This is a genomic window from Thalassovita sp. ABM4_323 (assembly GCF_056158665.1).
The window spans coordinates 3,402,139-3,415,230 of record NZ_JBSWTS010000007.1 but is presented as its reverse complement, the minus strand read 5'-3'; the positions used below and the strand labels follow the sequence as shown (position 1 = coordinate 3,415,230).

The following is a 13,092-nucleotide window of genomic DNA, read 5'->3' as shown; positions in this document are numbered from 1 at the left end:
ATTTCAAACAGAACTTCAAGAAAGGACCAAAGATGAAAGTCTTTAAGCTTGGCAGCCTTGCGCTGGCTGCGGCCCTGATTGCGGCGCCCGTGACCGCTCAGGACATGACAGCGCCCACAGTCGAGGCCGAGAATGCCTCGCCCTTCAGTTTTGCCGAAAGCAACAAAAAGGCTGAGCGCTCGAAAAAGATGGCCGAGGATGGCAGCGGATCCAAGGTGATCGGCGGCGAGCTGGCCGCAAATGGCGCCTGGCCCTGGCAGGTTGGCCTGATGATTGCTGGCTATCCGGTCAGCCCGGATGCGCATTTCTGCGGCGGGTCGCTGGTGCTGGATCAATGGGTGCTGACGGCCGCGCATTGCATTCACATGCAGGATCAGGACGGAAGCTATTTCGATCTGCATCCCAGCCAGCTGACCATCCTTGTGGGCACGAACACCATCGCACCCGGCCAGGGGGACAACGTTCCGGTGGCGGGCATCTATCGCTATCCCAACTACAACCCCAACGGCTGGGACGGGGACGTGGCGCTGATCAAGCTGGCGCGCCGCCCCAATGCGAATTACCGCACCATCAAGGTGCCGGACGCCAATTTCGGGGACGTGCTGGATCAGGCCGGTATCCCCACCGTGGTGACCGGCTGGGGGCTGGTGAATGGGGGCAAACACCCGGACCGCATGTATCAGGCGGAAATCCAGATGCTGTCGCGCGACATGTGCAACGAGTCGCTGATGAAAGCCCGCGCACAGGTTGCCAGCCGCCCGTTTGTCGAGGCCGCCTCGATCTTCCGTCTGAACGACAATGACATGCAGGGCGCCTGGGAAGAGCTGGTGCGCCGCGCGCCCCTGCCACTGACCGAGAACATGATCTGCTCGGGCTCGTTCGAGGGTGGGAAAACCTCGTGTCAGGGCGACAGCGGTGGCCCGCTGGTCGTGCCGCTGGACGATGGCAGCTATATTCAGGCAGGTATTGTCAGCTGGGGGCTCAGCAACGCGGCGACAAAATCCTGCGCCGAAGACGCGATTTTCTCGGCCTATACCAAGGTGTCCAAGTTCCTGCCCTGGCTGGAACAAACGATCAGCCAAAACTGATCAGACCTGACAAAACAAAGAAACCCCCGCTGATCCGGCGGGGGTTTTTTGATCTTGTGCCTGTGGTCAGTTCGTCAGCACGTAATAACTGTTGCGACGGGCACTGACGTTCTCCACCTCGGCGAAGAAGACGCCGTTGGATTCTGGCGTCCAAGCACAATAGAGCTTGTCTGAAATGCCCTGTTCCTTGCAGATCGTATTGCCAAGCGCATCCGACACCCGCAGATCCAGATTGGCGCCATCGGCCCCAAGGATGGCCAGCTCGGCCAGTTTGCCGCCTTCGAATTCCAGCTTGACCATATCCACATAGCCCGACTGCAATCGGTTCAACGTGCGCGACGCCCCGCCCAATCGGCCCCGGCTGCCCTCGGCCTGGGCATCTTCGATCAGGCCAATCAAGTGGTCATCCCCGCCCGCGAATTCGATCGCGATGGCATACATTTCAGCGGCCTCCACGATCAGATCATCCGCGTCTTCGGCCGCGTCCGAGGCCTGCTCGCCCGGTCGGGTCTGCGTCTCGCGCGGGATATCTGTCATGTGGATGGCAGCCGTCATTTTGGCCGCTGTCATCACCGCAAACGGGTCCTGCATGTCCAGCCCATATGCGAACACATCCTGCGCCAGTGTCAGCTGTTTGATCGCAGAGTTTTCGGCCCAGACAGCTGTCGACGTCAGCAGGGTTGTCGCAAGTGCAAAAGCAACAGATTTCATGGCAGTGCTCTCTTTGGGTTGGCTTTTGGCGAACTTACACCGCCACCGCCCAGATAGGAATCATCTTTTGGTGAGGCCTGGGTCTGGGATGCACCGGGGCTTGCGGGATGCGCATTCGCCCTTGGCATTCCGCTCGGGCCTGCTCATCATTCGTCCGGGTGACAGAATTGGGATCTGAGTCGGGTGAGCAAGCACATAGCCATTGTCGGCGCCGGTATTGTCGGCACCGCGACCGCCATCTGGGCGCAACGCGCCGGCATGAAAGTAACGCTGATCGATCGCCTTGGTCCGTCCGAGGGCGCCTCGTTCGGGAATGGCGGGGTTTTGGCGTCCTGCGCCGTTGTGCCGGTGCCAGTGCCCGGTTTGATACGTCAGGCTCCGGGATATGTGTTCAATCCGGCAAAACCGCTGTTCCTGAAATGGGGCTATATCCCGCGTCTGATGCCATGGCTGGCCAAATACATCGCCCACGCAAATGATCGCGACGCCCGCGCCACCGCCCGGGCTTTGACGTCTTTGATTGGGGACAGCCTGGCGGATCATCAGGCGCTTAGCGCTGGAACGGACGCGGAGGCATACCTGCACCCGTGCGATTTCACCTATGTCTACCGGGATCGGGCGGCGTTCCAGGCCGATGCCTATACCTATGCGTTGAAACGCGAAAACGGCTTTGACTGGACGGAATACGAAGGCCCGGCCCTGCGCGCCTATGATCCTGCGCTGACCGGGAACATGGGGTTCGGCGCGACCTTTGGCGGGCATGGCCGCATTTCCGACCCCGGAGCCTATGTCAAGGCGCTGGCCCGTCATGTCGAAACCAACGGTGGCCGCGTCATCCGTGCGGATGTCACCGATATCCTTCGCCAGAATGGCCGCGTCTCGGGTCTGCGCCTGGACGGAGAGACACTCAGCTGTGACGCCGTAGTTGTGACCACCGGCGCCTGGAGCAGCCCCCTGGCCAAGGCGCTGGGCTTGCGGATACCGCTGGAATCCGAGCGCGGCTATCATATCGAGCTGTGGAACCCGTCTATCATGCCGCGCCACCCGATCCTGGTGAATGACGGCCAATTCGTTGTGACCCCGATGGAGGGCCGTCTGCGCCTGGCCGGAATCGTTGAATTCGGCGGGCTCAGGGCCGGACCGTCGCGGGGGCCGTTCAAACTGCTGATGCGCTCGATCCGGGCGGCGATGCCTGATCTGACCTGGGAGGAGCAAACCGAATGGATGGGGCACCGCCCGGTGCTGACGGATTCGCTGCCGATGATCGGCCATGTGCCGGGGGCCAAGGGCGCCTATATCGGGGTTGGCCATCATCATATAGGGCTGACGGGCGGGGCCAAAACGGGGCGGCTGCTGGCGCAACTGGCCAGCGATCAGACCCCGAATATCGATCTTGCCCCGTTCGAGCCGGGCCGTTTTCAGCGCGCCTGAGGAAACGGATCGTCGGGATAGCCGACGCCCGACAAGTACAACCCCTGCGGCGGACAGACCGGCCCGCAGGCGGCGCGGTCGCAGGCCTCGAGTGCCTGTTTCACCTGCGCGGGGGGCCATGCGCCTGCGCCAACGCGCTCGAGTGTACCGACAAAGCTGCGCACCTGATTGTGCAGGAAGGAACGCGCGCGCAGGAAAAACCGGATCTCGGGGCCAGACCAGCCGTCGACCCGGGTGATGGTCAGCTCGTCCAGCGTTTTCACCGGGCTGGCCGCCTGACAGATCGAGGACCGGAAGGTCGTGAAATCATGGCGTCCGATCAGGTACTTGGCGGCCTCTTGCATGGGCGCCACTGCCAAGTCATGCGAGATTTGCCAGACCAGCCCCGCATCATGCGTTGCTGGCGCGCGCCGCATCAGCAAACGAAACGTATACTGCCGTTCCACAGCCGAAAACCGCGCGTGCCAGTCGTCCTCGACCCGGGCCGCCGCGACAATCGCCACGGGCTGCGGCTTTAGATGGAAGTTCAGCGCCTCGGACAGGCGAAACGGGTCCCAGTCCTTTTGCATGTCGCAATGGGCCACCTGCGCCAGCGCATGCACGCCCGCATCGGTCCGCCCTGCGGCAGCGATGGTGTGGGGGCCGGGTTCCAGTTTGGCCAATGCGGCCTCGATCGCGCCCTGAACCGAGGGCTGATCGGCCTGGCGCTGCCATCCGGCGAAGGGGGCTCCGTGGTATTCGACTTTCAGTGCATATCTGGGCATGGGAGCGGTCCTAGCGTGAATTTCGCCCTGGGGAAAGCGCCGCCGCAGATTTTTCGCAGCAGGCCTGGACGGGGAAATTCGCGTGATCCGTGCCCCCAACGCTTCCCCGCGCGCCAAAGGATGCCTATCTTGGGGACAGAAACCAGAATTGAGGCAGAGCATTTGGGACTGACCGATCTGGCCGATGGCCTGACCCGTGGGGTCGAGGCGGTTGGCGACAATATTTCGGAGACGTTTTTTGAACCCGTCATTCGGCTGGGCGTGACCGGGCTGGCGCGTTCGGGCAAGACGGTTTTTATCACCTCGCTGGTGGCGAACCTGTTGGATCGGGGGCGGATGCCGGGCCTGTTGGCAGGCGCCGAGGGCCGGATCGAGGCGGCCTATCTGCAACCTCAGCCGGATGATACGATTCCGCGCTTTGATTTTGAAAACCACCTGGCGGCGCTGACCTCGCCCACGCCCCACTGGCCGGACTCGACCCGCTCGGTCAGCGAATTGCGCCTGTCGCTGCGGGTGCGGCCCACCGGGCTGTTGTCGGGCCTGTCCGGGCCGCGCACCATCCATCTGGATATCGTGGATTACCCCGGCGAATGGCTGTTGGACCTGGGCTTGTTGGACAAGAGCTTTGCTGCCTGGTCCGCGGATGTCTTGGCGCGGATCGCGGATCGCCCAGCGGCCGCAGACTATCGCGCTCTGCTGTCTGAAACCGATGTGGAAGCACGCCATGAGGAACCCATCGCACAGGCTCTGGCGGCGTCTTTTACCGCCTATCTGACGGCCGCCCGGGCGCAGGGCTATTCGGATTGCACGCCGGGGCGGTTTCTGTTGCCCGGTGATCTGGCGGGCAGCCCTGCCTTGACCTTTGCACCGCTTTCGGGGGCGTCAAAACGCGGGTCTCTCTTGCGCGAGATGGAACGACGCTACGAGGCCTATAAATCCAAGGTCGTGAAGCCGTTTTTCCGCGATCACTTTGCCCGGATTGACCGGCAGGTGGTGCTGGTGGATGCGCTGGGGGCGATCCATAGCGGCCCCCAGGCGGTCGAGGATCTGCGCCGCGCGATGGCCGATATCCTGGCGGCCTTCCGCCCGGGTCGCAACGCGTTTCTGACACGTCTGTTGTTGGGTAAACGGGTCGAGAAAATCCTGTTCGCCGCCACCAAGGCCGATCATTTGCACCACGCCCAACATGCAAAGTTGAGCGCCATCATGGAGGCCCTGACCCGCGATGCACGGGACCGCGCTGATTTTGCCGGGGCTGAAACGCGCGCGATGGCGCTGGCCTCGTTGCGCGCCACCACCGAGGATCGTCTGACCCATAACGGCAAGGCGCTGGATGTGGTGCGCGGGACTTTGCTGGACACCGGCAAGCGCGCTGCCTTTTATCCCGGTGCCTTGCCCGAGGACCCGGCGCATCTGCTGTCCCCCGCCCGCAGTGGGGCGCAAAAATGGCTGGATGCGGATTACCAGGTCATGAGCTTTGCCCCGGCGGCCCTGTCGCTGAAACCGGGCGAAGGCCCGCCGCATATCCGGCTGGATCGCGCGGCTCAGTTCCTGATCGGAGACCGCCTGTGACCAAGCCCAAACCCGCCCGTTTCTACCATGTGCCCTGGCTGCTCAGCATTCTGTGGCTGCACACCCGCGCCAACGGCGACAGCCCGCGCGATTGGTGGACGGATGCGCGTTTGATGGCGCGGGTGGTGGTGCAGGGCTGGGTGCGCTGCATCGGGGATGAACGCGGAATGGCGGGCTTTATCGTGCGGGACGGCGCGCGGGTTCATGCGTTGTATGTTCATCCGCGTGCGCAGGGATGCGGGGTGGGGCGTACATTGCTGAATGACGCAAAATCGCAGTGTCATCAGCTGGAGCTGTGGACCTTGCAGGACAACCATCTGGCGCGGGCCTTTTACCTGGCGCAGGGCTTTGCCGAAGGCGCCAAAACCGCCGGCGAGGGCAATGATGAACATCGCCCCGACATTCAATTGATCTGGCACAGAGAGAGCATCGCATGACCAAAGGTCCGATCCTGATTGATCTGGAAGACACGCCCCCGGCTGCGGGCCCGGATGCTGCTCCACCCGTGCCGGACGTCGTCGCTCCGACCGGGGCCGCGATGCAAAAAGCGGTGGCGCTGGCGGCGCAGTCGCCGCGTGGGTCGGGCTTGGCGAAATGGGTCTGGGGATTGGGACTGTCGCTGCTGGGGGCGGTGGTCTCGGTCGCCGCGTGGGATTTCGTGACCGGGTTGATCGCGCGCGTGCCCTTGCTGGGCTATGGCGTTGCGGTGCTGACGGTCAGTTTTTTGCTGGTTTTGATCATCGCAGCGATCCGCGAACTGGCCGCGTTTGGCCGTCTGTCTCGGCTGGACAAACTGCATCGTGCCGGGGCCGAGGCGCGGGCAGATCAGGACCTGAGCAAAGCCCGCAAGGTCGTGGCGCAGATCCAGGCGCTGTATCGCGGGCGCGCAGAGCTGGATTGGGCCCGCGCCCGCTTTGACGAGCGCAAAGAAGAACAGTTTGACGCGGACGCCCTGCTGGACCTGGCCGAGGCCGAATACCTGGCTCCGCTTGATCAGGCCGCCATGCGCGAGGTCGAGGCCGCCGCCCGCCAGGTCGCCACTGTGACGGCCATTGTACCCTTGGCTTTGGCGGATGTGTTCGCGGCGCTGACAGCGAACCTGCGGATGATCCGGCGCGTGGCCGAAATCTATGGCGGGCGCGCGGGCACCTTGGGCAGCTGGCGTCTGGCGCGGGCGGTGATGACCCATCTGGTGGCCACCGGGGCCGTGGCGGTGGGCGATGATCTGATCAGCTCGGTTGCGGGGGGTGGCGTGCTGTCCAAGCTCTCGCGTCGTTTTGGCGAAGGCGTCGTGAACGGAGCCCTGACCGCACGTGTGGGTGTGGCCGCGATGGAGGTCTGCCGTCCCTTGCCATTCGAACGGGTGCAGCGCCCGTCGGTTACCGGGTTGGTCAAACGCGCCCTGACCGGGCTGTTCAGCAAGGACGACTAGGCCCTATTGGCCCGCCGCGCGCCGGGTGGTTCCGGTGACCTTTGGCTTGGGCGGCGCCGACGATTTTTGCAGGAAATCGCGCAGCATCGGTGGATCAATCGGCTTGTATAGCAATGGCAGTTTGGCCGTTTCACAGGCCATCACCAGATCGGTGCTGCGATTGGCTGAAATGATGCAAGCCGGGATCTGCCCATAGGCCGCGCGCAATCGTCGGATCGAGGTCAGCCCGTCTTCGCCGTCATCCAGCTGATAGTCGGCAACGATTGCGTCGGGGATGATATCGATCTCGTCCAGCAGGGCCATGGCCTCGGTTCCGGCGCTGCAGGTCAGCACATCCACGCGCCATTGCTCCATCGTGATGGTCATGGCGTTGCGCAGCTCGTCATCGTTTTCGATCAGCAACACAACCATGTTAGAGACATCTCCGGGTTGGGTGTGATGGCGAAAGACGACCGGATGCGCCTGACCGGGCTGCGGACGCGCGCGCGGCAGCTCGACCGAAAACACCGTGCCAACCCCGACTTTCGAGGTCAGTTCCAGCGGGTGTTGCAACAGCGCGCAGGCGCGTTCGACAATGGCCAGACCCAGCCCCATCCCGTCGGCGGCGCTGGCGGTGGCGTTGATGCGCTGAAACTCGCCAAAGATGCGGAACTGTTCCTCTTCGGGGATGCCGGGGCCCGTGTCCCAGACCTCGACCCGCACCGAATTGGGCAAGTGGCGCAGTCCGATCAGAACCTTGCCATGCGCCGTATAGCGGATCGCGTTGGACAACAGGTTTTGCAGAATACGCCGCAGATAGGTCGCATCCGAGGACACCTCGGCCGTGGTATGAACAATGCGGAAATCCAGCCCTTTGGCGGCGCCAATCGGGCCCAGCTCGTCGCCAAGCTGGCGCAGCATCTCGCCCAGATCGACGGTTGAAATATGCGTGTGCGCCAGCCCCGAATCCAGTTTCGAGATATCCAACAGCGCCCCCAGAATGTTTTCCACCGATTGCAGCGCACTGGCCGCCTTGGACAGCAAGGCATGGGGTTCGGGTTCGGTGATGTCTTGCTCTAACGAGGCCACATACAGTTTGGCCGCCGACAGGGGTTGCAAAAGGTCATGGCTGGCCGCCGCCACAAAGCGCGATTTCGAGGCGTTGGCGCGTTCGGCTTCGGCCAGGGCGTCCTCCAGTTCGAGGGTGCGTTCGAAAACCCGGTGCTCCAGGGTTTCTTTGGCCTCGGTCATGGCGCGGATGGCGGTGCGTTCCGCGGTGATGTCGGTAAAGCTGATCACAAAGCCTCGGTCGGGCATTTCCTGCATGAACACTGCCAGGGTCATGTCCAGCCCGCGTTGCATTTCAAAAGACAGCGGCGCCCGTTCGGTCTTGTTTTCGGCCCAATCCACGATGCCATCCGGGGTGATGCCCGCGGAAAAAGTATAGTTCGAGCGAAAGAAATCGCAGATGGTGGCGAATTTGCTGCCCAGTTGGAACCGGCGTACACCGACGGATAACAGCTCGGACACGCGATGGTTCCAGCCGACCAGCCGGCCAAAGCTGTCAAAGATGCACACGCCCTGCTTCAGATGTTCCAGCGTCGCGCGGATCAGGCGGGCCTGATCGTCGATCAGGCGCTCGCGCTCTTGACGTTCCAGCCGTACGATGTCGGTCACATCCGTTTGCAGGATCACCGTCCCCCCCGAGGGCGTGCGGTGCTCGGAGACCTGAATCCAGCGCCGCCCGGTCAGGCGGACGTTAAAGATCACGCTGGTGTCCTTGTGCCGGTCCAGCCTGCGGCCTTCCCATTGTTCGGCTGTTTCGCCACGAGGCAGCGATAAATAGCGGCTGCGGCTGACCTTGTGGACATAGTCGCCAAATCGCAGGCCGGGTTTTAGGTCGGGTTTGATGTCGCCCATATGCATGCCAAAACGGCTGTTGCACATCACCAGTTCTTCGTCGGCATTGAACAGGGCAAAGCCCTCTTGCACGGTTTCAATCGCGTTGGCCAGGTCGGCGCGGGCGGCCTCGGTTTCCTGGTTGGCGACGGCCAGCTTGGCGTTGGATTCGTTCAGCAAATCCAGGGCGCGGCCCAGATCTCGGGTGCGCGCGCGGACCTCTTCTTCAAGCAGGACAGCGCGTTGAAACTGGGCATAGGCCACGCCCGAAGACCCGGTGTCCTGTTCGACCCGCTTCATCAGGGTCTCGACGATCTTTTGCAGCTTTTCGTTCTGCCGCTCAAGGGAATCCTGTTGGTTGATCAGGCCGTTCAGCATGGCCTAGTCCTTTTTGGGGGGATAGATGGCGATCCCTGTCAACGTCTGGTTTACATGGCGCGAGTTGATCTGCTCGCCATAGGTCGACAGCCCGGCCACGTTATAGCGGGCCAGAACGTCGGACAGCTGGCCCTTGAGCTGTTTTTGTTCCGCCTCCATCCGGCGGAAAATGCAATCAAAGGCGATGATGGCATCGGGCTGGCCGCGTTCGGCCAGCTTGGCCATTTCCTTTTCCAGATGGGTGACCATATCGGTGCTTTCGGCCAGGGTCAGCACCACGCCTTCGTCGATGGCGGAAAAGAACACCAGGTCGCCGTTTTCTTCGACCCGCTGGATCGAGCGCACATGATGCTGCCCGCCGATGCGCACGACAACCGGATGGGCCGCAAAGGTGAACGAGGTCAGCTGTTCGGGGTCTTTGCCCAGCAGGCGGGCATATTCCTTGGCGGCCGGTTCGGCATTGATTTCATGGACAATGCGATGCGCCGGATCCGCGCCGGTGACCACCATGCGGTCATCCGTGGGCAGCAGGTGATCCGAGTTGAACACCTCGATCTCGCATCTGGTGCGCATCTGCACGACGATGGCGGCGTTCGTATAGGCGCTGCCGCCGTGCAGAACAAAGGTTTCCTCGAACCGATCGCCATCGCCTGCGCTGCCTCCAAACAGGGGGACGGGGCCAACGCCCAGCGACAGATGCGAGGTCAGCTCGTCCTCGTGCATGGTAAGCCCGTCCACCAACAGCATCGCACATTCAGAGCGCCAGTCGGGCGTTTGGCGGGTGATGTCGTGGCGACCGCGGATCAAATCGCCAATCAGGGTTTGCTGGTCGTAGTTGTCCAGATCCGGGACCAACAACACATCGGTACAGAAATATTCGCGCGGCAGGCCGATGGCGACGATCTCGTCCTCGGTATAGCCTTGGCTGGTCAGCTCGCCTGCGGTGGTGCTGCCAATGACGGTCGCCGGGGCAAAGGCCTTTTTGGCCTGGGCGGCCACCTGATGAATATCTGCCGTGGGGGATACGAAAAGGATCACAAGCTCCAGCTCGCTGGGCTGCAAAAGCCCGGCAAGTTTCTGGATCGCCTCGGGATCGTTCGCTTGGGCAAAGCCCGTGCGCACATATTCCGAAACACCACCAAGCGCCCCCGAAAGGTCGCCGCTTCGTTGCATCAGGTTTCCTCCCCAATCGTAACCTGAAGATGGTACGCGTCTCAGGGGCGTTCTTGCAAGACGGTGTTAAAACTCGCCTCTTTTGCGATCAAAACAGCCTGAGTCCGGCTTTGTACGCCCAATTTCCGCATGATCGCGGTGACATGTGCCTTGACCGTGGTTTCGGCGATGGACAGGTCATAGGCGATCTGTTTGTTCAGCTTGCCTTCGCAGATCAGTTGCAGGATGCGCGCCTGTTGGTTGGTCAACGAGGCCAAACGCTCCATCACGTCAGATTGATCCGGGCTGGTGTCGCGATCCAGCAGAACATACCCGGCCGGAATAAAGGTTTCAGACCGGCGCAGCGCGTCAAAGGCCGCCTGGAACACATCCCGCTGGCTGTGCTTGGGAACAAAGCCATTGGCCCCGGCATGAATCACGCCGCTGATTACACGATTGTCCGCCATCGACGACACCACCACGATCGGAGCGTTCGTCACATTGCGGATACGGATCAGCCCGTCCAGCCCGTTCACGTCCGGCAGGTTCAGGTCCAGAACCACAACGTCCGGCCCGCCATTTGCCGCGATTTCCGCGATGGCGTTTTCCAGCGTGTCCGCTGTCGCGATATTCGGAATGCCCACGGTGGTGCGCAAGGTCATCGACAGCGCATCGCAGAACAGCGGGTGATCGTCCACGATCAAGGCTGTCGTGAACGTCTTGCCGGGGGGCGTCTGTTGTTGGCCATTTGCTTGCACAGGATATTCTCCGTCTTTTGCAGAAAGGCTACCAAAGGGGGTGCCCTGCGACCATATACCTAAAAGTCGTAGTGCAAAAACGCGCGCCCAATTTGGACGCGCGTTTCCGATTTTCAATCCAGCGGTTGGCTTACTTCATGGCCAGTTGCTTGGGCAGTTTGAAGGTCCAGACCAGGCCGCCCTGGTTCAGATAGTTGACCTTCTTGGCCACTTCGCCGCCCCACAGAGGCACAGCGCCGCCCCAGCCGGACACGATCGAGACATACTGCTCGCCTTCCATTTCCCAGGTGATGGGCTGGCCGACGATGCCCGAACCGGTCTGGAAGCTCCACAGCTTTTCGCCGGTTTCGTCATCCAGAGCGATGAACTCGCCCTCGGGGGTGCCAAAGAACACCAGACCGCCTGCAGTGGTCATCACGCCGCCCCACAGGGGTGCATCGTTCTTGTATTCCCACTTCCACTCGCCGGTGTCGGGGTCGATGGCTTTCAGCGAACCGATGTGATCTTCGTAGTTCGGCTTGATAGTGAAGCCAGCACCCAGATAGGCTGCGCCTTTCTTGTAGGTGATCGGCTCGTTCCAGATGTCCATGCCCCATTCGTTCGAAGGCACATAGAAGTTGCCGGTCTTCTGGCTGAACGCCATCGGCATCCAGTTTTTACCACCCAGGAAGGACGGCGAGGCAAAGATCACTTCACCCTTCTTGCCGTCAGACGAGGCGGCTGGGTTACCGGGGCGGTTTTCTTCGACAAAGATCGGACGACCGGTTTCGTCGATGCCGCTGGCCCAGCTGATGTCCTTGACGAAGGGGTTGGCCGAAACAAAGGCGCCGTCTTCGCGGTTCAGAACATAGAAGTACCCGTTGCGGTCAGCGGTTGCGAAACGCTTGTTGCCCTCACGGTCGGTATAGGCGACGACTTCGTTCACACCGTCATAGTCCCAGCCTTCGCGCGGGGTGGTCTGGAAGTGCCACTTGATCTCGCCGTTTTCAGGGTCGATGCCGACGCGGCTGGCAGCATACAGGTTGTCGCCTTTGTTGCCTTCAACCGGAGTGCCAGCGTTACGCAGGTGGCTGTTCCACGGGGCAGGGTTACCAGCGCCAAACACCAGAGTGTCGGTGTCTGCGTCGTAAGAGCCACCCAGCCAAGTGGCGCCGCCGCCGGTTTTCCACATGTCACCGGGCCAGGTTGCGTTCAGCTCGCCTGTCATGGTGCTTTCTTTGCCCATATAGGTGCCCATGTGGCCTTCGATCATCGGACGGGTCCAGACCAGATCGCCATTGTCAGCGTCATAGGCGTAAACCATGCCAACGATGCCAAACTCACCACCCGAGTTGCCGACGATGACTTTGCCGTCAACGATCAGCGGGGCTGCGGTGTAGGAATAACCCGCCTTGTAGTCGGCGATTTTCTTGCGCCAGGCTACCTTGCCGGTTTTGCGGTCCAGCGCCACGATACGGGCGTCCAGAGTGCCGAAATAGATGTTGTCGCCGTAAATGGCCGCGCCGCGGTTGATCACGTCGCAGCAAGGCAGGATGCCCTCGGGCAGGCGCGCATCGTATTGCCACAGCTCTTTGCCGGTGGCGACATCGATGGCATAAACACGGCTGTACGAGCCAGTGACATACATGATGCCATCATACACAATCGGCTGGGCCTCTTGGCCGCGCTGTTTTTCACCGCCAAAGCTGAAGGCCCAGGCGGGCACCAGGTTTTGCACGTTCTCTTTGTTCAGGGTGTCCAGCGGGCTGTAGCGCTGCAGATGACGCCCCATGCCGTTGGTGACCACCTGATTGGTCATGGTCTGGTCGTTTTTCAGGTCGTCTTCGGTAACGCCGGCATGGGCCATGCCCACCGACATGGCGCCAGCGACCACGGTCGCGATAAAACGGTTCATTGGGTCTTCCTCCCGTATGTCTCGATTGGTTCGG

General features: G+C 61.8%; 11 protein-coding genes. 5 read left to right on the top strand and 6 right to left on the bottom strand.

Annotated features, from left to right (window positions below; genetic code table 11):
• The first annotated feature begins 32 nt into the window (after positions 1 to 32).
• Positions 33 to 1,088 carry a serine protease gene (locus tag ACXADQ_RS19405; protein ID WP_475325252.1) on the top strand — a complete coding sequence of 352 codons (1,056 nt, stop codon included), beginning with the start codon at positions 33 to 35 and terminating at the stop codon, positions 1,086 to 1,088.
• A 66-nt stretch (positions 1,089 to 1,154) separates the two neighbouring features.
• On the opposite strand, the gene ACXADQ_RS19400 is transcribed toward ACXADQ_RS19405, so the two are convergent.
• Positions 1,155 to 1,799, bottom strand: a complete 645-nt coding sequence (locus tag ACXADQ_RS19400) for a hypothetical protein (protein WP_475325248.1) — start codon at positions 1,797 to 1,799, stop codon at positions 1,155 to 1,157.
• A 183-nt stretch (positions 1,800 to 1,982) separates the two neighbouring features.
• On the opposite strand from ACXADQ_RS19400, the gene ACXADQ_RS19395 reads away from it, so the two are divergent.
• Complete coding sequence (locus ACXADQ_RS19395; protein ID WP_475325244.1) at positions 1,983 to 3,230, top strand: NAD(P)/FAD-dependent oxidoreductase; 1,248 nt, start codon at positions 1,983 to 1,985, stop codon at positions 3,228 to 3,230.
• Here ACXADQ_RS19395 and truA read toward each other — a convergent pair.
• Entirely contained in the window at positions 3,218 to 3,994 is a 777-nt protein-coding gene (truA, locus tag ACXADQ_RS19390) for a tRNA pseudouridine(38-40) synthase TruA (protein ID WP_475325240.1), read from the bottom strand. The genes ACXADQ_RS19395 and truA overlap by 13 nt on opposite strands.
• Positions 3,995 to 4,156: 162 nt before the next feature.
• Here truA and ACXADQ_RS19385 point away from each other — a divergent pair, with 162 nt between their 5' ends.
• From ACXADQ_RS19385 to ACXADQ_RS19375, 3 genes are read left to right on the top strand one after another with little or no spacing between them, the layout of a single operon-like run.
• Positions 4,157 to 5,566 carry a YcjX family GTP-binding protein gene (locus tag ACXADQ_RS19385; protein WP_475326108.1) on the top strand — a complete coding sequence of 470 codons (1,410 nt, stop codon included), beginning with the start codon at positions 4,157 to 4,159 and terminating at the stop codon, positions 5,564 to 5,566.
• Positions 5,563 to 6,003 carry a GNAT family N-acetyltransferase gene (locus ACXADQ_RS19380; protein ID WP_475325236.1) on the top strand — a complete coding sequence of 147 codons (441 nt, stop codon included), beginning with the start codon at positions 5,563 to 5,565 and terminating at the stop codon, positions 6,001 to 6,003. The genes ACXADQ_RS19385 and ACXADQ_RS19380 overlap by 4 nt, the downstream gene beginning before the upstream one ends.
• Positions 6,000 to 6,998, top strand: a complete 999-nt coding sequence (locus ACXADQ_RS19375; RefSeq protein ID WP_475325234.1) for a YcjF family protein — start codon at positions 6,000 to 6,002, stop codon at positions 6,996 to 6,998. Before ACXADQ_RS19380 ends, ACXADQ_RS19375 begins: the two co-directional genes overlap by 4 nt.
• 3 nt (positions 6,999 to 7,001) lie before the next feature.
• Here ACXADQ_RS19375 and ACXADQ_RS19370 read toward each other — a convergent pair whose 3' ends face one another.
• From ACXADQ_RS19370 to ACXADQ_RS19355, 4 genes are all read right to left on the bottom strand, one after another.
• Entirely contained in the window at positions 7,002 to 9,254 is a 2,253-nt protein-coding gene (locus ACXADQ_RS19370; protein WP_475325231.1) for a hybrid sensor histidine kinase/response regulator, read from the bottom strand.
• 3 nt (positions 9,255 to 9,257) lie between these two features.
• Positions 9,258 to 10,427 (bottom strand): FIST N-terminal domain-containing protein, encoded by a 1,170-nt coding sequence (locus ACXADQ_RS19365; protein ID WP_475325227.1) that lies wholly within the window; start codon positions 10,425 to 10,427, stop codon positions 9,258 to 9,260.
• A gap of 41 nt (positions 10,428 to 10,468) precedes the next feature.
• Positions 10,469 to 11,164: a response regulator gene (locus ACXADQ_RS19360; protein ID WP_475325223.1), complete on the bottom strand. Its 696-nt coding sequence runs from the start codon at positions 11,162 to 11,164 to the stop codon at positions 10,469 to 10,471.
• Between the two features lie 130 nt (positions 11,165 to 11,294).
• On the bottom strand, positions 11,295 to 13,058 hold the full coding sequence (locus ACXADQ_RS19355; RefSeq protein ID WP_475325222.1) for a PQQ-dependent methanol/ethanol family dehydrogenase: 1,764 nt from the start codon (positions 13,056 to 13,058) through the stop codon (positions 11,295 to 11,297).
• Between the last annotated feature and the right edge of the window lie 34 nt (positions 13,059 to 13,092).

Coding starts and splice junctions, on each gene's coding strand:
- ACXADQ_RS19405 (WP_475325252.1), top strand. CDS start 33: ATGAAAGTCTTTAAGCTTGGCAGCCTTGCGCTGGCTGCGGCCCTGATT.
- ACXADQ_RS19400 (WP_475325248.1), bottom strand. CDS start 1,799: ATGAAATCTGTTGCTTTTGCACTTGCGACAACCCTGCTGACGTCGACA.
- truA (WP_475325240.1), bottom strand. CDS start 3,994: ATGCCCAGATATGCACTGAAAGTCGAATACCACGGAGCCCCCTTCGCC.
- ACXADQ_RS19375 (WP_475325234.1), top strand. CDS start 6,000: ATGACCAAAGGTCCGATCCTGATTGATCTGGAAGACACGCCCCCGGCT.
- ACXADQ_RS19370 (WP_475325231.1), bottom strand. CDS start 9,254: ATGCTGAACGGCCTGATCAACCAACAGGATTCCCTTGAGCGGCAGAAC.
- ACXADQ_RS19365 (WP_475325227.1), bottom strand. CDS start 10,427: ATGCAACGAAGCGGCGACCTTTCGGGGGCGCTTGGTGGTGTTTCGGAA.
- ACXADQ_RS19355 (WP_475325222.1), bottom strand. CDS start 13,058: ATGAACCGTTTTATCGCGACCGTGGTCGCTGGCGCCATGTCGGTGGGC.